The 26,129-nt window shown below is 59.7% G+C and carries 18 protein-coding genes; 9 read left to right on the forward strand and 9 right to left on the reverse strand.

Annotated features, from left to right (window positions below):
• Positions 1–5: 5 nt before the first annotated feature.
• The 3 genes from HX899_RS24195 to HX899_RS24205 all read right to left on the reverse strand — a co-directional run bounded on the left by HX899_RS24195 (position 6) and on the right by HX899_RS24205 (position 4,016).
• Complete coding sequence (locus tag HX899_RS24195) at positions 6–1,016, reverse strand: hydroxyacid dehydrogenase (RefSeq protein WP_181293596.1); 1,011 nt, start codon at positions 1,014–1,016, stop codon at positions 6–8.
• Positions 1,013–2,869, reverse strand: coding sequence for a DUF2264 domain-containing protein (locus tag HX899_RS24200; protein WP_181293597.1), 1,857 nt, complete (start codon positions 2,867–2,869; stop codon positions 1,013–1,015). Before HX899_RS24200 ends, HX899_RS24195 begins: the two co-directional genes overlap by 4 nt.
• 127 nt (positions 2,870–2,996) lie before the next feature.
• Entirely contained in the window at positions 2,997–4,016 is a 1,020-nt protein-coding gene (locus HX899_RS24205) for a LacI family DNA-binding transcriptional regulator (RefSeq protein ID WP_181293598.1), read from the reverse strand.
• A 146-nt stretch (positions 4,017–4,162) separates the two neighbouring features.
• Here HX899_RS24205 and HX899_RS24210 point away from each other — a divergent pair, with 146 nt between their 5' ends.
• The gene (locus tag HX899_RS24210) at positions 4,163–5,458 is read left to right on the forward strand and encodes an ABC transporter substrate-binding protein (protein ID WP_138388545.1); all 1,296 of its coding nucleotides are present in this window, start codon (positions 4,163–4,165) and stop codon (positions 5,456–5,458) included.
• A gap of 64 nt (positions 5,459–5,522) precedes the next feature.
• Here the strand turns inward: HX899_RS24210 and HX899_RS24215 are convergent, their stop codons facing one another.
• Genes HX899_RS24215 through HX899_RS24235 form a run of 5 tightly spaced genes read right to left on the reverse strand, consistent with a single transcriptional unit; the run spans position 5,523 to position 10,927 of the window.
• Positions 5,523–6,491, reverse strand: a complete 969-nt coding sequence (locus HX899_RS24215; RefSeq protein ID WP_181293599.1) for a glycosyl hydrolase — start codon at positions 6,489–6,491, stop codon at positions 5,523–5,525.
• A 3-nt stretch (positions 6,492–6,494) separates the two neighbouring features.
• Positions 6,495–7,016: a DUF995 domain-containing protein gene (locus HX899_RS24220; protein WP_181293600.1), complete on the reverse strand. Its 522-nt coding sequence runs from the start codon at positions 7,014–7,016 to the stop codon at positions 6,495–6,497.
• Positions 7,017–7,054: 38 nt separating this feature from the next.
• On the reverse strand, positions 7,055–8,923 hold the full coding sequence (locus HX899_RS24225; RefSeq protein WP_181293601.1) for a glycosyltransferase family 2 protein: 1,869 nt from the start codon (positions 8,921–8,923) through the stop codon (positions 7,055–7,057).
• Entirely contained in the window at positions 8,920–9,903 is a 984-nt protein-coding gene (gene galE / locus HX899_RS24230) for a UDP-glucose 4-epimerase GalE (RefSeq protein ID WP_138332043.1), read from the reverse strand. The genes HX899_RS24225 and galE overlap by 4 nt, the downstream gene beginning before the upstream one ends.
• A 1-nt stretch (position 9,904) precedes the next feature.
• Positions 9,905–10,927, reverse strand: coding sequence for a UDP-glucuronic acid decarboxylase family protein (locus HX899_RS24235; RefSeq protein WP_180194368.1), 1,023 nt, complete (start codon positions 10,925–10,927; stop codon positions 9,905–9,907).
• Between the two features lie 383 nt (positions 10,928–11,310).
• On the opposite strand from HX899_RS24235, the gene HX899_RS24240 reads away from it, so the two are divergent.
• Entirely contained in the window at positions 11,311–11,631 is a 321-nt protein-coding gene (locus tag HX899_RS24240) for a hypothetical protein (protein ID WP_180194367.1), read from the forward strand.
• A gap of 15 nt (positions 11,632–11,646) precedes the next feature.
• On the opposite strand, the gene HX899_RS24245 is transcribed toward HX899_RS24240, so the two are convergent.
• Entirely contained in the window at positions 11,647–12,429 is a 783-nt protein-coding gene (locus HX899_RS24245; RefSeq protein ID WP_138332040.1) for a response regulator transcription factor, read from the reverse strand.
• Between the two features lie 848 nt (positions 12,430–13,277).
• On the opposite strand from HX899_RS24245, the gene HX899_RS24250 reads away from it, so the two are divergent.
• From HX899_RS24250 to HX899_RS24280, 7 genes are all read left to right on the forward strand, one after another.
• Positions 13,278–14,225 (forward strand): fibrinogen-binding protein, encoded by a 948-nt coding sequence (locus HX899_RS24250; RefSeq protein ID WP_181293602.1) that lies wholly within the window; start codon positions 13,278–13,280, stop codon positions 14,223–14,225.
• 142 nt (positions 14,226–14,367) lie between these two features.
• Positions 14,368–16,404 (forward strand): hypothetical protein, encoded by a 2,037-nt coding sequence (locus HX899_RS24255; protein ID WP_181293603.1) that lies wholly within the window; start codon positions 14,368–14,370, stop codon positions 16,402–16,404.
• 25 nt (positions 16,405–16,429) lie between these two features.
• The gene (locus HX899_RS24260; protein WP_181293604.1) at positions 16,430–18,724 is read left to right on the forward strand and encodes a type I secretion system permease/ATPase; all 2,295 of its coding nucleotides are present in this window, start codon (positions 16,430–16,432) and stop codon (positions 18,722–18,724) included.
• A gap of 5 nt (positions 18,725–18,729) precedes the next feature.
• Positions 18,730–20,079 carry an HlyD family type I secretion periplasmic adaptor subunit gene (locus tag HX899_RS24265; RefSeq protein WP_138332036.1) on the forward strand — a complete coding sequence of 450 codons (1,350 nt, stop codon included), beginning with the start codon at positions 18,730–18,732 and terminating at the stop codon, positions 20,077–20,079.
• A gap of 118 nt (positions 20,080–20,197) precedes the next feature.
• On the forward strand, positions 20,198–20,689 hold the full coding sequence (locus HX899_RS24270; protein ID WP_012759596.1) for a hypothetical protein: 492 nt from the start codon (positions 20,198–20,200) through the stop codon (positions 20,687–20,689).
• Between the two features lie 271 nt (positions 20,690–20,960).
• Positions 20,961–22,613 carry a GNAT family N-acetyltransferase gene (locus tag HX899_RS24275; RefSeq protein ID WP_181293605.1) on the forward strand — a complete coding sequence of 551 codons (1,653 nt, stop codon included), beginning with the start codon at positions 20,961–20,963 and terminating at the stop codon, positions 22,611–22,613.
• Between the two features lie 134 nt (positions 22,614–22,747).
• Positions 22,748–26,129: DEAD/DEAH box helicase (locus HX899_RS24280; RefSeq protein ID WP_181293606.1), on the forward strand; the 3,382-nt coding region annotated here is incomplete at its 3' end.

Consider the following 26,129-nt stretch of genomic DNA (forward strand, 5'->3'; position numbering starts at 1 on the left):
GCGCCTCAGGCGATGTTTTCGAGATTTGCCTGATGGATCTGGTAGAGCAGCGGCTTGCCGGTCACGAAGCGCTCTATCTCATCCACCGCCATCTCGCCGAGGCGCGCCCGTTCCAGCCCGATGGCGCCGGCAATATGCGGTGTCAGAAAGACGTTCGGTAGATCGTAGAAAGTAGAACCTGCCTCCGGGATTTCCGGATCGGTGACATCGAGGACCGCGTCGATGCGACCGGTCTTGAGCGCTGAAAGCAGGGCGGCCTCATCGATGAGAATGCCGCGCGCCGTGTTGATGAGCGTCGCGCCGTCCTTCATCAGCGACAGCCTTCGCGCATCGATCATATGCTGCGTCGACGGCAGCGACGGCGCATGCAGGGAAACGATATCCGCTTGCCGCATCAATTCGTCGAGATCGACCTTTTCTGCTCCCAGGCCGGCGGCCTCGGCGGCATCAAGCGTCGGATCGGAGAGCAGCAGTCTATAGTCGAAGGGTTTCAAGAGCTCGATCACGCGCCGGCCGATGCGCGAAGCGCCGACGATGCCAACGGTGCGGCGATAGTTTCCGATCGCTTCGCGCTGCATCAAATGTGTCCGGTCGCGGTTTCGGTCGGCAACGTAGAGATCGCGGAAACGGAAGACGCGCTTGCCGGCGAAGATGATTGCCGCCAACGTGAATTCGGCCACCGGCACGGCGTTGGCTTCGGCCGAATGGCTGACCGGGATACCGGCTTCGAAGATGGCGTCGTCGATGACGCCTTTCACCGTGCCCGCCGCATGGACGATGAACTTGAGATGCGGCGCCGCAGTGGGAATTTCGGGCCCGACATAGGGCCCGCCCCAGCCGGTGATCAGGATTTCCGCCTCGGTCAGCAGACGTTTCGCACGCTCGTCGTCGAAGTGCTGCAGCGGCTTGGAATCCAGCAGGCGACCAATACTACTCAACCGGCGCAGGACCTCATCCGGCAGGACGTGCTGCGTGCGCGACGGTTGCATGGCAAGGATAATGGCCGGCTGGCTCATGGCATTTGTCCAGGCGCTTCGATGGCGCTGACTGTGACGCCCTTTTCCCTCACCAGGGCCTCCAGCACTGCAATCTCAAGTGCTTTCGGCGGTCTTGTCCAGGCGGACGAGAGGGCGGCGGGATCGTCAAGCGCCAGCACCGCCGTCACCAGGATGGTTTCACCGGCCGGAATCTGCCCACGCAGCTGCGGCACCAGGGTTTTCGCGACGATCACATTGGTGTTGGGCATTGCCTTCTGGACAATACCCGAACGTTTGACCGAAGAGCCGAGATCGAGAATGCCGGTGAAATCGGCTTCGCCGACCGCATAGGCAATCCCACCCGAAGCGGACAGCGTATCCAGCTCGAAGTCCCGGCGGCCGATAGCAAATCCGCCTTCGGCAATCCGCAACGGCCGGCTTGTCCTGATCCTATGGAGGCGGATATGCCAGGGTGCGGCGGGCACGAGCCAGGTTTCGACATCGACATCGGCAAAAGGCGACCATTTCGCAAACAGCACCTCGCCTGCGATCTTGGCTTCCTCGTTCGTTTCGCGCACGCGGTAGTGCAGGCCGTCATCGCTGAAGGCAAGCGCTGAATCGAAGGCAGCAAGCGCAAAGGCACGCTCATCGGCCTCGACGCTGAAGCCGTAGCGGGCCGAATAGGCGAACTTCGCATATTTTTCCGTGCCGCACCGCATCTGCAGGTTTTCCTGGCCGGAAGACAGCGCAACGACATCGCCGCCCGCCCGCATGATCACCATGCCGGGATGACGCTGGGAGACGATGTCAGGTGCTTGTTCCGGCACTTTTTCCTTCGCCGTCCAGAATGGGTGATCCTCAGCGATCGCCAGCGGCAGGAAGGCCTTGAAGGCCCAGTAGGGCGAGCCGGCGGAATTGTAGCTCTCCGACATCAGCAGGTTCGGATAGCCGAAACCGATCGACAGCACGCCGTCGCGATCGGCAATCGGCTTATCCTTCCACCAGCGCAGATGCTGCAGGCAGAGATGCTTGACTTCGCCCCAGGGCAGAGCCTCGACATCGGCAAAGGCGAGCGCCGACCAGAAGCCGGCACAGGCAAAGCGATAGGTCAGGCTGCGGCCGAAGGGGATCGTCGCCCCGTCGGCGGCAAACCAGTGCCGGAAATCCCGGGCGAAGAGGACCGCGCGCTCGCGGTAGCGCTTTGCATAGTCGTCGTCGACGAGCTTCGAATAGATCAGGCCATAGAAATGCATGGCGAAGGGAATGTAGTGGTCGATACGACGCACGTTTCCATCACGATACCAGCCGTCGCCGATATAAAAGCCTTCGAGCTCCTCAAGATATTGCCGCGTCAGGCTGCGGTCGAAATCGGCGCCGAGACGATCGAGCGCAATATCGACGAAGATCCGGAAGAATTTCCAATTGTTGTCGGCATAATCGAACTGCCTGACATGCTTGAGATAGGCGACGACATTGCCGCGGGCGCGCGCATCGAGCGGCTCCCAGATCTTTTCCGGCACCAGCGCCAGGGCAAAACCGAGAGCGGCAAGCTCGACCATCCGCTGATCGCGGCCATTGACCTTTCCCCAATATTCCGGATGGGTGGGATCAGTGCCGTTTGCGAGACCTTCGGCGAAACGATGCCAGTGGGCGAAGTCGCCGTTGCCGGCGCCAAACGGCGCCAATCCCCAGAGCGGGCGGGCGAACCCTTCGAGATCGGCCGCCGCCCGGTCGAAATGGGCGGCGCCGCCATTGAGGGTGACGCGGGCATTACCCTTCGAGAAACAGGCAAGCAGCGGATCGAAGAGCGCAAGCAGGGCGCGGCTCATATCGGCGCGGGTTTCCAGCGGATTGCCGGCGAGCGGGTTGGCGCTGGCGGGATCATAGGTCATCGGTATCACTCACGGGTTCTAGAGCATGATGCCGAAAAGTGTGAGCGGTTTTCGGACGACATCATGCTCTAACTATTTAATTTAGCACAGGATTCAGATTTTAGGCCTTGGCCTAAATCATCCTGTTCTAGGCGTTCGGAACAGTCCCTCCCGGAATGGGAACGACCGCCTGGCAGATGTGGCGCGCAGAGGCCGTCCTGTTGCGGAAACGGGACAGCATCAGCGAAACGGCTTCGCGCCCGAGGGCTGCGCGGTCGACACGCATGGTGGAAAGCGCCGGATTGGTCATGAGCGCGCAGGGCAGATCGTCGAAGCCGACAATCGCGAAATCCTCCGGCACACGCAGCCCGGCCTCGGTAACGGCCTCGAGCACGCCGACGGCGATAAAATCATTCATGCAGAAGGCGGCGGTAAAACCAGCATTCTCGGCAAGTGCTTCTGCCGTGCGTTCATGCGCCTCTCGGCTGGCGCTGCCTTGAAGGGCCAGGGACAAGAGACGGCCCTCGGCGCCGGGGACGGCGGCGATCGCCGCCTCGAAACCGCGCACGCGCTCCCGGATCGTATGGCGGTGAGAGCCGCTCAGATGCAGGATGCGGCGATGGCCGGCCTTTATCAGCCGGCTGGTCGCCTCATAGGCGCCAAAGAAATTAGCCGGCGAAACGCCATCGAACTGCATCCTGGGATCGGTGCCGTTGACAAGAACGGTGGGGGTCATGCTGGCTTGCAGCCAGTCGCGCAACATCTCGTTCGGATCGATACCAACGAGAAAGAGACCTTCAGCGCCTGCGGTCTGCATATAGTCGCGCACGGCATCCGGCGTGGTTCGATCTTCGCGGACCAGCCGGACTTCGAAGGGCATGCCCGCTTCGGCAGCGCCGGCGCGCAGGCCGTCAACGATCGCTTCATAAAAGACGCTGAGGGTGCCGGTGACGCCGTCGCTGGCAATCAGCGCCAGTCCCCCCGCAACCGCTTCGGAAGCAGGCTCGACGGGATAGCCGTTCTCGGCTGCCACCTTCAATATCTGCCGGCGCACGCTTTCGCTGATACCAGGTTCGTTGGCGAGCACGCGTGACACCGTGGAGACCGAGACGCCGGCCAATGTGGCTATATCGGCCTGACGCGGCCGTCTGATTTTTTGGTCGTTCATGGGGCAAACATTATGCAAATAATGCAAATTTGCAAGAAAATGATTGGTTCTTGCAATAAAAATTTTTTTGCGTAGTCTACTTGCTGAAATGCTCTGACAACGCCATTGGAGGATGGCAGCGGGCATATTGGAACAAGGAGGATATCATGCAGGTCAATCGCCGTTCATTCCTGATGGGTTCAGCCGGCGCGGCCGCCGGCCTCGCCTTCGGCGCCGGAAGCGCCATTCCGGCCTTTGCCGAAGACGCACAGTTGCGCGCCATGTGGTGGGGATCCAACGACCGCGCCAAGCGTACGCTCGAGGTTGCCAAGCTCTATCAGTCGAAATCGCCCGGGGTGACCGTGGTGGGCGAATCGCTCTCCGGCGACGGCTACTGGACGAAGCTTGCCACCCAGATGGCCGGCCGCGCCGTCGCCGACGTCTTCCAGCTGGAGCCCAGTACGATTTCGGACTATTCGAGGCGCGGCGCCAGCCTGGCGCTCGACGAATTCGTGCCCACGACGCTGAAGGTCGATAGCTTCGGGGCTGATATGCTGAAGCTCACCACCGTCGACGGCAAGCTTTATGGCATCGGTCTCGGCCTCAACTCCTTCTCGATGTTCTTCGACATTCCTGTCTTCGAAAAGGCCGGCCTGCCGTTGCCGACGCCCGATCTCACCTGGGAAGAATACGCCAAGCTCGCCGTCGAACTAACGAAGGCAGTCGGCAAGCAGGGCTTTGCAGGCGGACCTTATGCCGCCCGCTACGCCTACGTCTTCGACGCCTGGCTACGCCAGCGCGGCAAGAGCCTCTATGCCAAGGAAAGCGCTGCCCTCGGCTTCAACGCCGATGACGCCAAGGAATGGTTCACCTACTGGGAAGACCTGCGCAAGAAGGGCGGCACGGTCGCCGCAGACGTGCAGACGCTCGACCAGAACACGATCGACACAAATTGCCTGGGGCTCGGCAAGTCGGCGATCGGCATGGCCTATTCCAACCAGATGGTCGGCTATCAGCTGATCATCAAGAACAAGATCGGTATCACCACGCTGCCACGCGAGAAGAAGGGCGGGCCGTCTGGCCACTATTACCGTCCGGCGCTGATCTGGAGCATCGGGGCCACGACCAAACACGCCGAAGAGGCAGCGAAGTTCATCAATTTCTTCGTCAACGATGTCGAGGCCGGCAAGATCCTCGGCGTCGAGCGCGGCGTGCCGATGTCGCCGACGGTGCGCGAAGCCATCCTGCCCCAGCTCAACCCGACGGAGCAGGAAACGGTCAAATACGTCAATCTCCTCAAGGATCAGGTCGGCGAATATCCGGCGCCGGCGCCGATGGGATCGACGCAGTTCGATCAGCGCGTGCTGCGCCCGATTTGTGACGAACTCGCCTTCGAACGGGTCTCGCCCGCCGATGCGGCAACCCGGCTGATCGAAGAGGGTAAGGCAACGATCAAGGGATGATCGGTCGCCGGACATGAGAGGAGAGGCCCGCAACACCCCGGCGGACCTCTCTTTTTTTGGAATGTCAGTTGCCCAGGCTTTCGACCACGCGCCAGTCCGGCCGGCCGAGATTGAAGGGCCAAGCGTGCACATCCCGATCGTTGAAATAGACCACTTCCTGCAGATTGGGGAAGGCGCTCTGCTTCAACGTGACAGTTTCGATCCACGGCTTCATATAAGCGTCGCCGCCTTCATAGCCGAGCTCCGCCACCCAGACGGGCTTTCCGTAGCCGGCGACGAGATCATATCCCTGCTTCAGCGCTTCCGAGAAGGTCCGGTGCTCATTGTAGGCAAGCTCATCGTAGAGCTGCAGGCCGAAGACCGAGAGCCCGACGAGGTCGACATAATCGTCGCCGGGATAGTAGGCCTCGAGGCCAGGCTCTCCCTTCGGCGACCACATGAGCTCGGTGCCGGGCGCCTCCTGGCGGACAATGTTCATCATCCGCTTGTAGGCCGCGATATAGTCCTGCGGGCTCCAGCCGGACCATGAAAACCGACCCGACTTGTCTTCCATCTCCTGTCCCCAGCGAACGATCACCGGGCTTTTCAGCTGGGATATCATCTGTGCGATCGCACGCATGTTGACATCATAATCACCGCGCAGAACCTTTGCGCGAAGCTCCGTGGAGGTCAGCCGCCAATCGACGTCCCAGGACCATGGCTCCACGGTGATCAGCAAGTTGCGGCCTCTGGCCTGCGCATAGGCATCGGCGACGCGCAACGTCTCGAGGTCGACGTCCTCCCATGGTAAGAACAGGGCTTCGGTCGCGACATTCGCCTGGGCGCCGAAATCGCCGTGGGGATCGTAGGCACCGAACTTGATGCCGTCGGCGTGAAGCACGGGGCGCTTGTCGATGATCGTCCGCACGGCCGCGGCCGGGTTCGGGGCAAAGGCGGCATATTGCACTTCGCTTCGGCCCGGCAGATCCGCGACACACAGTAGCAGCAGCGCTATCGCGGCGGTCGAGAGGTGGTTTTTCATCAGCTTCTTCACGGCTCACCCTCCTTTTCGGGCTATTTCCTGGCTCAGCAGGATCTGCTTCACTTCGCTTGCCTTCGCGCTCACGGTATCGGCGGGAACAAGCTTCTGGAATTCATCATCCTGACGAACCGATGCGTGGCGGAAGACATACCAGTCGCCGTTCGGCTGGCGCCGCTGGTAGATCGTGTTGCCGATCTTGCGATGTCCGAAACAGGTGCTGGCGCGGGCCGCGCCCTCGGCATTCGTCCAGGTGGCGCGCATGCAGAGCTGGCCGAGATCGTCGACCACCCATCTGCCTTCAGCAAAGGACGGCTTCCCCTTGTCGTTGCTCCAGGCGACGAACCGCCGGCCGTCGTCGAAGAAACGGCCGCCGCCGGTGTTCCAGGTCCAGGTCTTGTCGCCGTAGATCCGATAGAGCTCATAGGCGCTGAGCGGCGTCGGCGCCTGCTTTTTGGCGACCTCGGCGCCGTGCGCTGCCACCGGCAGGCACAGGCTGAGAGCAAGCGCTGCTCCCCATAGTCTCGATCCGATACTCATTACATCCTCCATACTCGACACTTGCCGGTTCCGCCGGCTCACGCACCCTGTTCGTCTCGGCCGGTTCTGCCGAAACCATTCCATCTCAGGTGGAATTTCACGATCCTGGTCTTGCCGCCACCGAGGCCGGCGCCGGCCACGGCAAATTGCGTTTCGGTGAAACTGACGAACGTCTGGCCGTGCGAAAGAGCTTCGAGGCCGCGCAGGCCGTGGCTCCCCGCCTGCGTGCCGCCGGCGACAAAAATCGCAAGCCCGGTGGCTGTCGCAAGCCACAGCCCGCGCGATTGCGGCAGCCGCGGCAGATCGTTTTCGACCGCGTGGCGAATAACGATCAGTACCGTCAGCGACAGGTAGACCGTGAGGTTGATCATGGCGAAAACATAAAAACCCTGGGCGGCCGCGGCATCGGTCGCAAACATCATTGCGGCGGCGGAAAGGCCGGCGAGCCCGATATAGGGCGCGATGACGCGCAGCGGCAAAGACCGCTGCTGCTGCCTTCCCTTCGGCGTGATGCGGAAATCGACGAAGGAGCCGCAGATATAGTCGCGAACAGCGGCAAGGCTGCCGGCAAGCGACCATGGCCAGCGCAGAAAGATGAAGGCAAGCCCTTCCCAGCCGAGCAGTTTCGCATCGTGCGGCCTGAAGGTTGCCGTTGTCCGCCAGAAGAAGGCAAACAGCGTCAAGACAATCGACATCGGCGCGAAATGCAGCAGGAAATCCGGATAGGTGACATTGACGAAGACACGGCCCGTCAGCAGCGCAGCAACCGGCAGCAGGAACATCATGGCCATGAAGACGGAAAAGAGCGGGTACCAGAGCTGCGAGAACACGAACTGGAACCTCAGCCGCCAGGGCAGGTGCATGATGTGGCGGCGCGAATGCTGCAACAGAATGGTGACCAGGCTGCGCGACCACTGAAATTCCTGGACGACGAGGTCGGTGAAATTCGCCGGTCCGTCGCCATGCGCGATCGCATCGACGGCATGCACGCCACGCCAGCCGCCGGCATTCATCATCAGCGTCGTCGAATGGTCTTCCGCAAGTTCCGGGCCGAGGCCGCCGACCTGACGAAGGGCGGCGGTGCGAACCGCATAATGGGAGCCGATACAAAGAGGTGCCCAGCCATTGTTGTAACCCGTCTGCAGCGAACCGTGCAGGCTTGCCTCCGCATAGAGCCTGCCGCGCGCCGCCCAGCTTGTCCCGGCATTGGCATCACAAATGCTCGGAGCGGAGACATAACCGATCTCAGGATCGGCGAAGGGGCGCAGGATTTCACGGAGGTAGGTCGGCGTCGGCACATGGTCGGCATCGAACTGGGCGACGAAATCGTAGCGCGCATAGCCGAAATGGTCGTAGAAATAGGCGAGGTTGCCTTCCTTGCAACGCGTCCGGCGCGGCCAGGTGGTGCGATGATACTCCGCCACACCTTTTCGGGTGGAGATCAGCACGCCGTGCGCCGCACACCAGCGCCTGGTTTCCTCCGAAGGGTCCTCGTCGGCGAGCCAGACATCGAAATCGACGCCGATCTGGTCGAGCATCGCCTGCAGCGTAGTGCGGACGACGGCAAAGGGCTCGGACGGCGCCTTGGTGACGACCATAGCCACCCGCCCTTCCGGCAGCCCTGCGCGAGGGCTGACCGTCCTCGCATCGAGGAAGATCAGGATGAAATAGGCCGGCACAAGCGTGATCCAGGCAAGCACGAGGGTGACGAGCACGAAGGTGGCCCAGGAAATGATATGGGCGGTCTGGCACCACCAGATCCAGAAATAGCCGAGTGCCGTCAGCCAGCAGAGAATGCCGAAGCCATAGGCGACACGGTTCCAGCCGGTGAAAACAGGATCGAATGCATCAGCAGTGACGGCTTTGGCCGCCCTGACGCCATGGCCGATTTGCGAGACATTGCTCATGCCCTCATCTCCAGCCCGAAGGTGGGACCGGCGGTGCGGATGATCGTATCGATATCCGAGAAAGCCGGCGAGAAGCCGAGTTCCGCTTTCGCCCTTGCAGTATTGGCAAAGAGGATCGGCGGATCGCCGACGCGGCGGGAGCGATAACGCACAGGGACTTCGCGGCCGCTGGCGCGATGGATCGCCTCGAGAATCTCGCGCACCGAGGTGCCCCGGCCGGAGCCGAGATTGACGCTGAGCGAGCCGCCGTCCGCCAACAGATGATTGACGGCTGCGAGATGCGCCTGCGCGAGATCGCTGACATGAATATAGTCGCGAACACAGGTTCCGTCCTCGGTCGCATAATCGGTGCCGAAGATATCGAGCCGCTCCAGCCTGCCGGCGGCGGCGAGAAGGGCGCGCGGGATGAGATGGGTCTCGGGTTGATGACGCTCGGCGAGCTCGCCATCTGGATCGGCTCCGGCCGCATTGAAATAACGCAGTGCGGCAAAGCGGATGCCGTAGGCAGCGGCAAAATCCTCGAGCGCCATTTCGAAAATCAGCTTGGTGCGTCCATAGGGATTTACCGGGTGCTGCGGGCTTTCCTCCCGTATCGGCAGCGAGGCGGGGACGCCATAGGTGGCGCAACTGCTCGAAAAGATGATCCGGTCGATATCCTGGTCGAGGCAGGCCTCCAGCAATGTCAGACTGCCGACGACGTTGTTCCGGTAATATTTCCTCGGCATGTCGACGGATTCGCCAACATAGGCATTGGCACCACAATGGATGACGCAATCGGGCGAAAACTCGGCAAGGGTCCGGCGCAGCGCGGCTGCGTCGGCAAGTTCCGCCCGGATGAGCGGCCCCCAGCGGACACTGTCGGCATGTCCGGTCGAGAGATTATCGTAGGTAACCGGGATCATGCCGCCGCGCGACAGCGCTTTGCAGATATGACTGCCTATGAAACCGGCGCCGCCGGTGACGAGAATGTAGCGGGGCATCTCATACGACCTCCGCCTTCTCTGTGCCGGCGAGCAGTCCGTCGAAATAATCGACGGTGCGAGCCAAGCCGGTTTCGAGCCCGATGCGGGGCTGCCAGCCCAGCTCGGCCATGGCCCGGGAAATATCCGGCCGCCGCTGACGGGGGTCGTCGGTGACCGCCGGCAGGTGGACGATCCGGGAACGCGAGTTCGTCAGGTCCCGGATGATTTCCGCCAGGCGTCGAACGGTCATTTCGGTTGGATTGCCGAGGTTGATCGGGCCGTTGCAGGCGCTGCCGGCGGCCGAAAAACGCAGGAAACCCTCGATGAGATCGTCGACATAGCAGAAAGAACGGGTCTGCTGGCCATCGCCATAAATCGTCAGATCCGCGTTGCGCAGGGCCTGCACGATGAAATTGGAAACCACCCGCCCGTCGTCCAGGCGCATGCGCGGTCCGTAGGTGTTGAAGATGCGGCCGACCTTGATGTCGACGCCATAAGTCCTGTGATAGTCGAAAAACAGGGTTTCGGCGCTGCGCTTGCCCTCGTCATAACAGCCGCGCGGTCCGATCTGGTTGACATTGCCGCAATAGGATTCGTGCTGCGGGCTGTGGATCGGGTCGCCATAAACCTCCGACGTCGACGACTGGACGACGATCGCACCCGTCTTTCGCGCGCAATCCAGGGTGTTGACGGCGCCGAGCACGTTGGTGAGCAGCGTTCCCACAGGATCCCGCTGATAGTCGGGCGGAGAGGCCGGGGAGGCGAAATTGAAGATGAGCGACGCTTCGATGTCGAAGGGCTGGCGAACATCATGCTCGACGATGTGGAAGCGAGTGTTCGACGCAATGTGATCGACATTCGCACGGCGGCCGGTGGAAAAATTATCGAGGCATATGACACGGTGGCCGTGCTGCAGAAGCCTTTCGCAGAGATGTGAACCGAGGAAACCTCCCCCGCCATTCACAAGAACGGTGCGCAACGCTTGCGCTACCGGGATGCCTGACACTTCAGAATGGCTTTCGCTGGGAACGAAACTACGCATTACAAACTCCTTCCCATGTATTTAGTCTTTTGATTTATTTATGCTCTTCAAGTCTTCCTATCCGTCTGGATGTTCGTGAACTCCCCATCAAGGCATGAATAACTTTGTAGTTATTCTTAGGATAACTGATTTACTACTCAAATGATAAGACGATTAGCGTGAAGGTCAACTTTAAAAAGTTCAAGTATCCAAAATAATTACACAAGTATTCTTCAAGGTAACAGATGATTAATCACACTTAACACTTCTCCGCCACAATGCTTTCACCCGTCGCTCAAGCTCCACTCAATGCAGCTAATATAAAGGGGAAGGCGGGAGATTGGCCGAGCTCAACTGCACCGCCGGTCTTGCATCCGGAAGCGCCATATGCGAGGGGTTTTGGCATGTTGAAAAAACAAGATGCAGCGCAGCTGAAAGGCCGGCGTATCCGCTCGGCGATGTTCGTCTGGGGAACGGCGCTTCTTGCGATCGGACTGACGGCCTGCACGGTCGTCGACAACGATATCGCGGTCGTCGCGAAGAAGAATATCGCCGTGGTCGGGGCGCCGCGCGTTTCCAAGGCGTATGCCTATCCGGCAAATCGGGCCGAGCGCCCGGCGGGGGCAATGGTCCGCGCCGTAGCCTACCATGGCTCGGCGCCCTATATCTGCTCTCCAAGCGGCTTCGGACAGAAGTCACGCTGCTTTGCACGCCCCCCGATCTGAAGCAAAAGCGTCAGATCAATTGCGCCACCGGCCGGACATGTCGTCTTCACCGGCGGGATGCTCGTTGAAGAAACGGGATGCAGCTTCCGTGCGGTTTCGGACGTTCATCTTCTTGTAGATGTTGCGGACGTGAACCTTCACGGTATTCTCGGAAAGATGCAGCTTGTCGGCGATGATCTTGTTCTGCGTGCCCTTGCATATGAGATCCAGGATCTGAACCTCCCGGGTCGTCAAAGCGGAGATGCTGTCGCGTCTCAGCTTGAGCGCATTGCTGCGGGCCGCATCGACCGATTTTGTCTGATAGAGTGAAGGCTCCAGCTGGGCGTTTTTGTTGGTGAGGCGATTGAGAAGTGCTGACGGAAAATGTTCGCCGCCCTTCATCAGCAGATCCACTGCAGCCATGAAGACATCGAGCCGCAGGTTGAGTGGCAGGACGCCATCGATGATCCGCGCTTCTACCAGCCGGCTGACATAGGGCTCGAGCATGTCGATAGCTTCGACGACAAGTCCGATCGAGGTTTCAGGGTGGTTTTCGCGGGCAGCCTGCAGCGCTTCGTGAAGCTCCGGGCCGGGTATATGATAAAATAAAACGAGTTTCATATCGCTGGCATCTTTTTCCAGCATCGGCTTTGTACTCGTTATGCTTGACACTTCACAGTTCGGAAATTTCTTTGCCAGTGCTTCTACCATGCATTCTGAAAATAGATCCGCCTTTGCTACCACTAGTATAGTATCTCCGGACGGACCCAACTTCCTTCCCTGGTCCGCATTCTCCATTCCTGAGCCTGTCATGAACATTTACGCCTCCCCTAGCGTTACACTTTACTAAAACGTTGAGCGATGGCGGGTATAAGATAGTAAGAAATGCCGGCCCCGAATGTCATCGCCTTATTTTTTAGACATTTCTTAATTATGTTAATACGGATTGAGAAGGAAGGAAATGGCCCAAAGTGATTAGTTTTAACGGACAAAAAACGATACGATACAAAGCTTTGGTTGTATTTTCGCTGCAATATATACTTCAGGGCTATATTTGCTCCGACTATAGATGATCAGTTGAATGTAATATTTCAGTACAAATTGTCATATTTTAGTTATGCAGGGCGGGCCGGATATGAGACAGCAAACCGTCGACAGGTGCCTTTCAACCCTGCAGCGAATGCCGGGGAGCCCTGGACTATAGCTGCTCGCCGATGCCGACGCCGAACAGATCTTAGCGCTCCGACGACTGGAGCTGTTCGAGGGCTATTCGGGCAGGGCAAATCGGCCTTAGCCCGAATTGGTGTCTATCGGATCCGCATTTTTTCCAGCATTCTGTGATCGTCGTCCAAGTGGCGACATGGAAAAGCCAGGTATCGTTATGCGTTTTTGATGCATGGCCTCCATTATAGGGCAACTCAACGAAAAGAAAACCTGACTACTCCCTATCCTTTGCAGGATTCGGAGCCGGATATGTGCGGCCTTGTACTGAGTACGTACGTTCCCAATACCAACGGTTTGATCAACAAATCGCGAAGAAGCCGCAGATGACCAGTATCGAATACATCTGCCGATGTTAACCGCATCGGAGCGAGCGCGAGTAAAATCCCATTTGAGATGAGAGGGATTTCGAAAAGCTGCTCCGGTTTTTTTCTGGAGAAACTTGAATGTCTGACGATATCGAAATCACGAAGGTCGGGGCGCTTGCCGACGGCTTTGCCAACAGCGCTGTCAATTCAACTGAAGTCGACGACGGCTCGACCGGTTATGTCGGCGTCGCCAATGGCGACAATCGCGACAATAAAGACAACAGCGTCGACGTGGACGTCAAGGCTGAGATCGATGTTGCCGCCAACAACGGCGACAACCGCGACAACGAATATGACTGGAGCTACAAGTCCGACGACGATACGAGCACCAAGACCACGACGACTACCGACTCCAATAACGACTACGACTGGAGCTATGACAGTAAGTCGTACAGCGACAACGATACCGACACCAAGACGATCACGGACACCGATACCAAGACCGTAACCGACACCGACATCAAGACCGTTACGGAGACGGAGACGGATACGAAGACGGTCTCCGACAGCAACAACACCTCCGACAGCTTCAACAAGACGGACACAGACTTCGCCGTCATCGAGGACGTCAAGGACTCCAACCTCGGCGTTGCCGGACACGACCTCACCTTCAACCTCGGGGACGACTTCTCCTTCACTCTCGACGTCGACAGCATCCTGAACAATTCGCTGACCGGCGCAGGCAATGACAGCGGCTTCAGCGCCGTCCAGGCGAACCATCTGGCCGACCAGGATAGCGCCTGGAACATCAAGATGGACAACGAAGGAGCCCAGAACCACCTGAATGCCAATGGCGGCACCGCCGATAGTGCAGAAGGCCTGGACATGGACGGCAAAGGCTGGGATCTCAAGGCTGGCGACGACGCCACTGGCTCGAGCGCGGCCGATGCTTCGGCAATCCTTGCCAATTCCGGCTTCCACCTCGAACTCGTTCAGGGTGCGAACCTGCTCAGCAATACGGTCGACTCCAGCGTCATCGGCGGCAATTCTCATGTCTCCGACGTCGGCGAGGATACCAGCACCTGACACTGACCTCCAGCGACCAAGACGAACTGCACCGGCTCAAGCCGGTGCAGTTTGACTGCTTGAAAACGATTTGACGACCACACCACGGCTCCCGGCGGGTGCCTCCAAGGCCGATCGTCATCTCGAATGGGAGGGCCGAACCATGCATATCGAGAAGATTTCGGAAATCATTGCGCACTTCATCGGTCTCTTCGAGATGACGACCGACGAGATGAGGTTGCGCACCAACTATGCCGAAGGCGCAGGACCGGGCGCGGATGGACCGGCTCTGCCGGATCAGGATGCCTTTAGCGCCGCCTTCTCTTCCGATCTCCAGCTCAAGGATTACGATCCGGGCATCAATTACAAAAGCGGCAGCTACGAAATCGAATTTGGCCCGGCGCGCCATTTCGGCCGCGTCTTCGAAGAGAGCCTCGAGAAGCTGGCGGCGATTGCCGGAAAGGACATCCCGTTACCGCATTTCGGCGATCCTACGGATATCGTGCTCACAGATGAGCCGGAACTGACAGTCTTTGCCGGGCCTGGTTCGGCGATCAGTCATGTCCTCCAGGTCAACGCCCTTTATGACGACGACTATCTCGATATGACGGACGGCGTCCATGCGCCTCGAGACACGAGTTTCGTCATCGAGCGGCTGGCGGATTTCAGCACCAAGGCCGAGATCTTCACGCCTTTTGCAAGCCTCCACCGCACCGATACCTATGATGGTGCCCTGAAGATCGCCGAGGATCTCAAGAGCTATATCCTGAATGCCCAGAATACCGAGGATAGCGGCGCAACCTCGCTCGGCACCGACGCGACGCATGATTTTGTCCGCCTCGACCCCGAGGTCAACGACACCGTCTACATCAACGGCAAGGCCGAGACCGATATACCGGTCCTCGACGACTTCCTGCCTGATCGCGGTCTCGCCAAGCTCCCGGAAGAACCCGATGACAGCAATACATCCGTCGAGCAGACCTACCCGAGCGGCGACAGCCTTGAGGTGACCGCCGGTGCGAACGTCGTCGTCAACGTCGCCTCCGTGATCCATACCGGCGTCATTGCGTCGGTCACCGCCGTGATGGGCAATTATCATCAGATCGACGCGGTCTCCCAGGCCTTCGTCTACAGCGACAATGACGAGATCGCCTCGGCGCTGCGCTCATCCGGTCACTCGGCCGAGGAAGCCGGAACGATCGCCAAGAACATCGCCGTCTTCGAACAAAGCACCTTCGAAGCATCGAGCTATGCCGAACCCGATCCTGCCGATCCGACGTTCCCCAACAGCTGGCGCGTCAGCGTCATCGACGGCGACGTCTCCTTCGTCCAGTGGATCGAGCAGTATCACTTCGTCACCGACAACGACACGCTGACGGTCACCACCTCAGGGTCCGAAGCCACGGTTCTGACGGGCGGCAATACTTCGATCAATTTCTCCTCCTTTTTCCAGATGGGCCTGCAATATGATCTGGTGATCATCGGCGGCAATGTGCTCGATATCAACAGCATCACCCAGGTCTCGCTGCTCTACGACAATGACTGGGTGCGGGCAGAGGGCGGCCTCGATCCCGGCGCCGACATACAAACGGGCAACAACCTGATCTGGAATTTCGCCTCGATCCACAATGTCGGGACGGGCGGCCCGTTCGAGGCCATGCCCGACTACATGGTCGACGCGCAGAAGGCGATCGAAGATCGCGATCCCAATATGCCGGAGGGGCTGTCGTTCGATGCGAATTTCCAAGGATATGCCGGGCTGAACGTGCTCTACATCACCGGCAATCTCTATGACATGACAATCATAAAGCAGGTCAGCATCCTCGGCGATTCCGACGATGTCACCCAGGCGGCATCGACGCTCCTCGACAATAATCCCGAAGCAACGGTTACGATCGACACCGGCAGCAATGCGGTCGTCAACATCGCCGAGATCGTCGACTACGACAGTTTCGGCCAGACGACCTATCTGGCAGGCCAGCTCTATTCAGACGCCATCCTCATTCAGGGCGGGCTGGTGGAGCATGACACGACACAGCCGCAGCCGGCCGACGACAGGCTCGCCAACGAGGTCATCGCCTTTCTCGACAACGACGATCCGGCAGGCGGCGATTGTGCTGACGGCGTCATCAATGCCGGGCAGGATTTTTCATGGTCGTCGACGCATCCCGCCGACGTAATGCAAGCCATGGTCGCGTGACCTTAAGTATTGCGAAGGAACCACGATGAACCAGATTTCGAAACAAGTTTTTGCGGCAGGCAGCGCCCTCGATCTGAGGTCGGGCAATATTCCCTCCGCGGCCCCCTCGGAAACGGCGATGACCGAGATGTGCATCTCCGCGATCGACGAGGCGGTCGAGAACCTTCGCAGGCTGAGCGGCGCGGCTGCTTCGTCTCCCGATGAGCGCAAGGAGACGTCCGAAGCTGCGGCAAACGAGGCTGCCGATACCGGACGCGCAAGCGCAACGCAGGCGCCCCTCCCGGAAAAGACGGCGGTGCCGGAAGCTCAAGTGGAAACGGCACCTCCTGTCGCGGTGGTGCAGGGCCCGGCGACAGCAAAACCGGCGGAAGCGCCGGCCCAGCCGCGGATCGAAGCGCGAGTGGCTCCCGAACTGCCGAAAGAGAAGACCGAGCTTAAATCGAGCCCGACGATGCCCTTCGGCAAGACCATCGAAGGAGAAAGCGGTCCGATCAGCGAGAACGACAGGCGGCTGCGCACCGGCGGCGGCGGAAACGGCAAGGATTCCGATCCCGGGGGCGGGGGCGGGGGCGGAGGAAGTGGCGGCGGTTTTCACAAGCGCAGCGAGCCTGTGAATTTCGCCGCCAGCCTCTCGCGCGGCATGGCGGCGGTACGACGCAATATGGTGGTCGTCATGATGTTCACGATCGCCATCAACGTCCTTCTGCTGGCGATACCGCTTTATCTCTTCCAGATATCCGACCGGGTGCTGACAAGCCGCTCCATCGACACGCTCGTCATGCTCTCGATCGCCGTGCTTGGCGCCGTGCTGCTGCAGGCCTTCATGGATTCGGTGCGGCGCTTCATCCTGATGCGCACCGCGGTGGAGCTTGAAGTGCAGCTGGGCGCGCCGATCCTCAGCGCTGCAGCGCGGGCATCGCTGCATGGCAGCGGCAAGGACTATCAGACGCTGCAGGATCTGCAGCTGCTGCGCGGCTTCCTGACATCAGGCACGCTGATCGCATTTCTCGATGCGCCGCTGATGCCGTTCTTCGTGGTGGTCGTCTATTTCGTGCATCCGCATCTCGGCATCATCATCATGGTCTGCTGCGCGGTGCTTTTCGTCATCGCCTATCTGAACCAGAAATTCACCGCCCGGCAATTCGCCGAATCCAACGGCTATCTCAGCCGGGCGAATTTCCATCTCGATTCCATGTCTCGCAATTCGCAGATCATCAACGCAATGGCGATGATCCCCGAGGCCGTGAAGATGTGGGGCCGGGAAACGGCGGGTTCGCTGAAATCGCAAGTCGAGGCACAGGACCGCAACATCATCTTCTCCGGCATATCGAAGGCCTGCCGGATGATCACCCAGGTCACCCTGCTCGGCTGGGGCGCGCATCTGTCGCTCTCCGGCGAGCTGACGGGCGGCATGGTGATTGCGGCCTCGATCATCTCGGGACGCGCGCTGGCGCCAATCGAAGGCGCCATCGAAGGCTGGAACCAGTTCAACCGGTCGGCAGGCGCATATGGCAGGATCAAGGGACTGCTCTTGAATTCCCCGTTGAACTTCCCGCGCCTGCGTCTTCCCAATCCCGAAGGCCGACTCGATGTCGAACGCATTCTCTTCGTGCCGCCACCGCAAAAGAAGGTCATTCTCAACGGCATCTCCTTCTCGCTCAAGAAGGGGGAATCGCTTGCGATCATCGGCAATTCCGGGTCCGGCAAGACGACGCTCGGCAAGATGCTCGTCGGCTCGATCGTCCCGACATCGGGAAATGTGCGCCTCGACCTGATGGATCTGCGCAACTGGGACCAGCGCCAGTTCGGCGAAAGCATCGGCTATCTGCCGCAGGATGTGCAGCTTTTTCCCGGCACGATCAAGGCTAATATCTGCCGCATGCGCGACGACGTCGACGATCACCAGATCTACGAGGCCGCGGTGCTGGCCGACGTGCACGAACTCATCGCAGGCTTCCCGCAGGGCTACGAAACCATCGTGGCGGCCGATGGCGCTCCGCTTTCGGGCGGCCAGAAGCAGCGCATCGCGCTGGCCCGCGCCTTCTTCGGCAATCCCAAATTCGTGGTCCTCGACGAGCCGAATTCGAACCTCGATACCCAGGGCGAGGCAGCACTAGCCAAGGCGCTGATTCACGCCAAGAAGCAGGGCATCACCACCGTCACCATTACCCAGCGCCCGGCTCTTCTCCAATGCGTCGACAAGATCCTCGTGCTCAAGGAGGGTACCGTCGCCATGTTCGGGGAAAGGATCGAGGTGCTGCAGGCGCTTTCCAAGAACAACGGCAATAATGGTCAACAAGCACCGCGCATTGAGGGATGAACGACATGGGACGGAAAAATCGGGAGACGACCGGTCCGGTGCAGCTCGAGTGGTATAGCGATGTGCCGCGCTCGATCCGTGTACACAGCATCGTCGGCCTGACGGTTCTCTTCACCTCGTTCGGCGGCTTCGGCTTCTGGGCGGCGACGGCGCCGCTCGCCTCCGCCGTTATCGCGCAGGGAAGCTTCGTCGCGACCGGCAACAACAAGATCATCCAGCATCTGGAAGGCGGCATCATCAAGGAGATGCGCGTCAGCGAAGGCGATACTGTCAAGGAAGGCGACATCCTGCTGACCCTCGATCCCACAGCATCCCGTTCAAACGAGCGGATGCTGCAGCTTCGCCGCCTGCGCCTTGAAGCCGTTGTCGCCAGGCTCCGTGCCGAAGCGCAGGGCCTGCGCGAATTCCAGCTTCCCGATATCGTGACGAAGGAGGCCGGAGATCCTGATATCAACGCGATCATCCAGAGCCAGAACGTCGTCTTCCACAGCAAGCAGATCAAGCTTGAAGAGCAGCTCAATCTGATCGGGAAGAACATCGCATCGCTCGAATTCCGGTTCGTCGGCTATAGGGGCCAGCGAGAATCCTTCGAAAGGCAGCTGTCGCTGCTGACCGAGGAACGCGACTCCAAGGCTCGGCTGGTCAAGGTCGGCTATATGCGCAAGACGGATCTGCTGGCAATCGAGCGGGCGATCGCCGATGCGATGGGCGACATTGCTCGACTGAACGGCGAGCTCAACGAGAGCGAGGCGGAGATCGCCAAATTCCGCCAGGAAGCCGTCATCGCCGTCAACTCCAACAAGCAGGCGGCACTCGATGCGCTCGAGACCGCCGAAACCGATCTGGACAGTGTGCGCGAACAGATGCGCGAGGCCGCCGGCGTGCTCGAACGCACCACTATCCGTTCGCCGGTGTCGGGCACGGTGGTGCGCTCCTATTTTCACACAGCCGGCGGTGTCATCACGACAGGAAAGCCGATCATGGAGATCCTGCCGTCGCATGTGCCGCTGATCCTGGAAGCGAAGGTGCTGCGCACTTCGATCGACCAGTTGCATGAGGGAGAAACGGCCTCGATCCGCCTCACGGCGCTCAACCGGCGCACGACCCCTGTTCTGCAGGGCAAGGTCTTTTACGTCTCAGCCGATTCGATCGAGGAAAATGCGGGTGCTTCGGTCAAGGACGTCTATATCGTCCGCGTCGGAATACCCGATTCCGAGATTGCGCGGGTGCACAATTTCCATCCCGTTCCCGGAATGCCGGCCGAAGTGCTGATTCAGACGTCGGAACGCACCTTCTTCGAATATCTGAGCAAACCGATCACCGACAGCATGTCCCGGGCTTTCAAGGAGCGCTGATCGCTCGCGATCCGGCACGGGCGGTCCGGTAAATATGACGGACTTGCCGTTGTTCTGATGTAATGTCCAAATGTCATCCCTCGAGGGATGGATCCCCTCCGGGGAGAAAGGGTCAAGCATGGCGGCGATGTCCGATGTCCTGCTGCGGGTCGGCCGCCTGAACTATGTCTGGACGAACACCGAAAGCCTGCTGATCTACATCATCGCCCATCTTCTCCGGGTCGAAAAGGATGCAGCAATCGTCGTGTTCCTGACGCTCAACACCACGCGCGCCCGGATCGATCTCATCGAACGGCTGTCCAAGCTCGCTTCGACCTCCCCTTCCGACCGCAAGGCGATCCTTTCAGCCATGTCGCGGCTGAAGAAGGAATCCAAGATCCGCAACAAGTACAATCACTGCATCTATTCCTTCGACGAAAAGGGAGAGATCTCGAGTACGCAGCTGATGCGGCTCGTCGAGGACGACAAGCAAATCCGCTACGGCAAGATCGAACAGATGGACGCGCGCGAGCTCGACCTTCTGGAAAAGTCGATCGCCGAGATCGTCGCCATCAGCCGGACGCTCTGGGCCTTCATCCATGCGAGCCCGCGGATCTCCGGCGAGCTCTGATCTAATCCTTATGTACTCATGTTCTCAAAACCGCCGCACACTTTCGGGCGAGGTCCGTTGAAGCGCAGCATCCTTCAGGACCCGTTGTGCTCTATCGCTTTGAATCTGCGCATCATTATCACCAAAACCGATTGCGATTTCGGGTTATGCGCCGGCTCAGGACTAATCCCATTTAGGCCACTTAAATCATCCGGACGGTTTATTTGAAGATCGTTGTTTCCCATTAGAATGAAACCTCCCGAGTGACGTATGGGGTATTGGGGGGGCGGACATGCGCATAGATATCATCGACACCATTGCGGGGTTCGAGGCGGTACGCGAGAACTGGGATCAGGTCTTCCTGGAAGATCCCGACGCGCAGCATTTTCTCTCCTGGATATGGCTGAAGAACTATCTCTCCCGCCGACGCCGCTGGTTCATCCTCGCCCTTCGCGAACGCGATCCCGAAGCACCCTATGTTGCCTTCTTTCCGCTGCGCCTCATCACGCATCTGAACGAGAAGACCGGGCTCTTCTACGACGAGATCATCATGGCAGGGAATTTTGCGGCCGATTATACCGGCTTCATCGTCAGACCGGACTACGAGCATCACGCCATTGCCGGCTTTGCTTCGTTTCTCAAACATCAGAACTGGACCGACCTGAAGCTCGAATATTTCAGCGGCCCTGCTGGCCGGCGCGAGAAGATGATCGAGGCGCTGCAGGGGCCGGACGTGATGTTTCGCGACAGCTCGCCCAAGAACAGTGAGAATATCGACAACACGATTTGCCCGATCGTCCCTCTGCCGGCAAGCTTCGACGACTATCTCGAACAGCGCATGAGCAGCCAGACGCGCCAGAAGCTCCGGCGGTTCCTGCGCAAGGTCGAAGGCGACGATGTTTACCGGATCACGATGGCAACCGCCGAGACCGTCGATAGGGACCTGGACATCCTCTTCAATCTCTGGCGGATCAAGTGGAGTGCCCGCAAGGGCACGGAGCGGACCGAGCGGCTGATCATCACCACACGCGAAATGCTGATGGACAACTTCAACTGCGGCAATCTCGAGGTGCCGGTCTTTTGGCATGGCGACCAGCCGCTCGGCGCGCTGGCGAATATCGTCGACCGGCAGAAGAAGGCGATCCTCTTTTATATCACCGGCCGCGACGAGAACTGGAAGACGCCGTCTCCCGGTCTCATCCTGCATGGCTACTGCATCCGGCGGGCGATCGAGCACGGCTTCAAGACCTATGACTTCCTGCGCGGAAACGAACCCTACAAGTACATGTTCGGGGCGGAGGAAAGGCGGATCAGTTGCACCCTGTTCCGCACCCGCAACGGCCAGAATCTGCATGGCGTGCTCAACCCGCGCAGCATCCGTTTCGTCTATGAACAGGCGCTCGACATGTACCGCAACGGAGCCCGCAGCAAGGCGGAGATCGCCTTCAACCAGGTCCTGCAATCGGCTCCAGGTCATACCGGCGCGGAATTCGGGCTCGCCAATCTGCTGTTCGACCGCGGCAAGCTGACGGAGGCACTGGCTGCCTACAAGGTTCTCGTCGAGCAAGCGCCCGATCCGACACCGATTCAAATGCGGCTTGGCGACACGCAGCTTGCGCTACATCAATATGACCAGGCCGCTGAGACTTTCCGGCGGGTCGGCGAAATCGGGCCGCATCTTATCCAGGCACATTACAAGCGCGGCATCGCCCTTGCGGCCAGCAAACGGCTGGCCGAGGCGGAGGCCGTCTTCGCCGCGATCCAGGACGTGCATTCGGACGATCCGACTGCACTCGATTATGCCGCCAAGGCGGGTGTTGCCCTCGAACGCCTGCGCTCGATCGCCGAGCCCGCCGCTGGCAAGACGGACGTCGTACCGGAGACCATCGCCCGCTGGAACCGGGGACGGCAACTCAGCGAGCGACGCCGACCACGTCTGCATTGACGTGGCTTTGCCATAGTGCGGAAATGCGGTCCGGCGGCTCAGGGACGCGCAATCACCATGCTCTTTGATTTTGAGCTGCAATCGTTGCTAAAAGAAAGCGCGAGCCTATTTTTGCAACTCCTCAGTGAGAAGTCATGCAGACGAATGCAGACGGCGCCGAAAGGGAACGGCTTCTGGCCATTCTCGATTTCTGGCACAAGATCGAGTTCTTCATTCCTTACGATCTCTCCAGTCGTATCGCCTCAGGTGAAGGCCGAACTGTTTTCTGGCTGCATGCGAAGACGCTCGAGGATGACGGTGTCGCACTCAGCCGTCCAGCGATCCCCGAGGAGAAACAGATCACGGGCTTTACCCTGTTCCTCGGCGTTTTCAGCAAATCCGAAATTGCCGATATCCGCAGGCATTTCGATAGCGTTGCGCCCGATATCGCCGAATATGATGATGCCGAACGCAGCGACCTCGATGGCGATACCTGCTTTTCCAGCCTGCAGCTCTCCCCTTTGGGGCAGCCGATGTTCGAAACATTTTCGGTTTCCACGCTTCCATGGGCTCTGGGGCGGGTGCGGAAATCCGGCCTCTCCTCGCTCAGCCACGAGGCATTTGCCGACAGCAAGCGGCAGCTCTCGGAATTGCTTCAAAACTTTCGGGCGCAGCGGCACCTGAGATCTTCATCCTCCGAGGACACGGCGGATCAGCCGATCGATGCCGCCGAAATCCTGACACTGCATGAATTGCTCTGCGATTGGGCCGGCTTTGCCTCGAAGCAGGAAAAGCCCATCGCGGCCGTTGAAATACGCTATCGAGACCGGGTGGAAAAACCCGAGCTCATCTCCTTGCCGTCACCGCCGGAAAGCAGTGCGCTCGATGCCGACCACGAGGAGGACGAGAGTGCAAGCGCTGAAGACGACATCGGCATCCTGAACAGCTTCTTCATCGAGGACATCGAGCGGGCGATGATACGCGTCACGCATGGCGATATCCCCGCGCCGCTCAGGCAATATCTCACCCCGCTGGCGCGTGAGAAACGGATCGACCTCTACTCGGAGGACGGGCGCCGGGCGATCGTTCGGGCCTTGCATCCTGGAAAACTCAACCGCGGGCGCTGGCTCAGCGAACCTCACCACGCCATGAGCCTCATGCAACAGTTCGCGATCAATTCGGCGATCGACGATCTGTCGGAAACGGGACTGTTCTCGGTCAACGGCCCGCCAGGGACGGGAAAGACGACGCTGCTTCGCGACATCTTAGCGGACAATATTGTTCGGCGCGCCCGCATCTTGGCCTCCTTGAAAACTGCGCGCGATGCCTTCGATGGCGCGCCGCGCCGCGTCATTTTCTCGGACCGGGGCACCGCCTCGATATCGGCGCTGATCCCGGCCGTGGCAGGATTCGAAATGGTCGTCGCCTCCTCCAACAACGCCGCCGTGGAGAATATTTCGCGCGACCTTCCAAAGCGAAGCTCGGTCTCGAGAACGTCTTCCTTCCAATATCTGCAGACCATCGCGCACAAAATCGCTTGCCAGAAGGACAATGGGGTGGTCGTCAAGCTCTCGGACGGCGACCGCCCATGGGGGTTGATCGCCTGTGCGCTCGGCAATTCCCGGAATCGCCGAGCGTTCAAGGAACGTTTTGCCTTCATGGAGATCGCCGAAAGGCCGAAGCCCGTCTGGTCCGGCGCCGACAAACCACAGACCATCTGGGAGTGGCTAAAGGGCTATAAGGGGCCAAACTTCGCCGAAGCATCGGCGGCATTTCAGGCCGCCGACAAGGTAGTTCGCAACAAGATCGGCGAATATGCACGCTATGCCGATCTCCATGACGAAATCGCCCTGGTTTCGCAGGATGGTTTCTGCCGCGAGGCGCTTGAAAAGGTCAGAGCAGTTGCGGCCGAACTTCGACACGCACAGGACCGATGCGAGATGGTCGCGGCCGAAATGTTCCGTATCAGGGAAGGCTTGTCTCCTCTGAAGGAGGAGGAACGGCTGCTCGACCGCAGCGCTCCTGCGTGGTGGGAGAGAGCGCTGTCGACCGACCCTGCCCGGCAGCACCGGCACAATGTCGTCGCCAATGCGCGTAGGCAGCTGGAACTGCGCAAGGCGCTGGCGCGTTGCGAGCATCATCTTGCGAAAACCCATAGACCTGCGTTGGAACAGGCTTTGCGGGAGCATGAACGGGCCGAACAGGCACTGCGATCGCAACGGGAAATCTGGTCCAGACAAAGAGAGGAATTCGACCGCCTGGGGGAAATTCTCGATCATCCCACCGTACCCGGGCGTCTCACTGATCTGGAGACGGACCGGTTCCAGATTGACGGTCTTTGGCATCAGGACGAGCTGGCAAGTCTGCGTTCGGCATTGCTGGAAGCGGCGTTGACGCTACATGAGGCATGGCTGGCCGATGTGGGCAAGAAAGGCGGAGGTTTTGGAGGAAACATCGTCGCCGTCAACAAACTGCTTTCCAACAACGGCCCCGCCGACGGCGAGCACATTGCGTTGATCTGGCAGAGCCTTTTCATGATCGTTCCGATCGTCTCGACAACCTTCGCCTCCTTTGCCCGGCAATTCCGCGGTCTCGACACCGGCTCGATCGGCTGGGTTTTCATCGATGAAGCTGGTCAGGCGGTGCCGCAAGCGGCCGTCGGCGCCCTGTTGCGGGCGCGGCGCGTCATGGTGATCGGTGATCCCCAGCAGATCGAGCCGGTCTTCACGCTGCCAAGCGCGCTGATCACCGCCACCTCGGCTCTCTCGCCCCACACGGCGGCAGGACAATATTCGCCGAACAGGGCGTCGGTGCAGATGCTGGCCGACGCCACCAACCGCTATGGGACGACGGTCTCGGGCGAGGAAGCCGACGGGCTCTGGATCGGCAGCCCCCTCAGAGTACATCGGCGCTGCATCGATCCAATGTTCGGCCTTGCCAACCAGATCGCCTATCAGAACAAGATGGTCTTCGGGCTGGAAGAACGCCGACCAGCCGGCGACGTGTCGCCGTTTTATGGCGACAGCGCCTGGATCGACGTCAGGGGAAGGGTGTCAGGCAAACAGGCCGTTCCAGAACAGACGGGTTTCATCGTCGACGTCCTCACCGCCACCTATCGCCGGGACGGCGCATTGCCGGATCTCTATATCATCTCGCCGTTCAAGGAGATCAAGAACAGTCTGAGGCAAGCTCTGGCCCACGCGGCATGGATCGATCCGAACGGAAATATGCGCTCGGCTCCGCCAAGACTGTCGAAGTGGCTGAAAGAACGGATAGGCACGGTGCATACGTTTCAGGGCAAGGAAGAAGACCTCGTTTTCATGGTGCTCGGCGCCGATGCCGCTCACAGCGGAGCGGCAGCCTGGGCCGCATCGAAGCCGAACCTGTTAAACGTTGCCCTGACGCGCGCAAAACGCCGATTCTATATGGTCGGCGATCACACCCTCTGGGAAACTTTGCCTTACTTCAGGGAGACAGCGAGTGCCCTGGATACAATACAGGCAGCAGAATTCCTGGCCCGGAATGAATTGAACTGGG

The organism is Rhizobium sp. WYCCWR 11146 (assembly GCF_013591995.1).
Taxonomy (GTDB): domain Bacteria; phylum Pseudomonadota; class Alphaproteobacteria; order Rhizobiales; family Rhizobiaceae; genus Rhizobium; species Rhizobium indicum.

Bases quoted from the DNA above. Each gene is read 5' to 3' on its own strand.
- HX899_RS24220 (WP_181293600.1), bottom strand. From the start codon at position 7,016: ATGAGTATCGGATCGAGACTATGGGGAGCAGCGCTTGCTCTCAGCCTG.
- HX899_RS24270 (WP_012759596.1), top strand. From the start codon at position 20,198: ATGGCGGCGATGTCCGATGTCCTGCTGCGGGTCGGCCGCCTGAACTAT.
- galE (WP_138332043.1), bottom strand. From the start codon at position 9,903: ATGCCCCGCTACATTCTCGTCACCGGCGGCGCCGGTTTCATAGGCAGT.
- HX899_RS24195 (WP_181293596.1), bottom strand. From the start codon at position 1,016: ATGAGCCAGCCGGCCATTATCCTTGCCATGCAACCGTCGCGCACGCAG.
- HX899_RS24240 (WP_180194367.1), top strand. From the start codon at position 11,311: ATGTTGAAAAAACAAGATGCAGCGCAGCTGAAAGGCCGGCGTATCCGC.
- HX899_RS24235 (WP_180194368.1), bottom strand. From the start codon at position 10,927: ATGCGTAGTTTCGTTCCCAGCGAAAGCCATTCTGAAGTGTCAGGCATC.
- HX899_RS24255 (WP_181293603.1), top strand. From the start codon at position 14,368: ATGCATATCGAGAAGATTTCGGAAATCATTGCGCACTTCATCGGTCTC.
- HX899_RS24260 (WP_181293604.1), top strand. From the start codon at position 16,430: ATGAACCAGATTTCGAAACAAGTTTTTGCGGCAGGCAGCGCCCTCGAT.
- HX899_RS24205 (WP_181293598.1), bottom strand. From the start codon at position 4,016: ATGAACGACCAAAAAATCAGACGGCCGCGTCAGGCCGATATAGCCACA.
- HX899_RS24245 (WP_138332040.1), bottom strand. From the start codon at position 12,429: ATGTTCATGACAGGCTCAGGAATGGAGAATGCGGACCAGGGAAGGAAG.
- HX899_RS24200 (WP_181293597.1), bottom strand. From the start codon at position 2,869: ATGACCTATGATCCCGCCAGCGCCAACCCGCTCGCCGGCAATCCGCTG.
- HX899_RS24225 (WP_181293601.1), bottom strand. From the start codon at position 8,923: ATGAGCAATGTCTCGCAAATCGGCCATGGCGTCAGGGCGGCCAAAGCC.
- HX899_RS24250 (WP_181293602.1), top strand. From the start codon at position 13,278: ATGTCTGACGATATCGAAATCACGAAGGTCGGGGCGCTTGCCGACGGC.
- HX899_RS24265 (WP_138332036.1), top strand. From the start codon at position 18,730: ATGGGACGGAAAAATCGGGAGACGACCGGTCCGGTGCAGCTCGAGTGG.
- HX899_RS24210 (WP_138388545.1), top strand. From the start codon at position 4,163: ATGCAGGTCAATCGCCGTTCATTCCTGATGGGTTCAGCCGGCGCGGCC.
- HX899_RS24275 (WP_181293605.1), top strand. From the start codon at position 20,961: ATGCGCATAGATATCATCGACACCATTGCGGGGTTCGAGGCGGTACGC.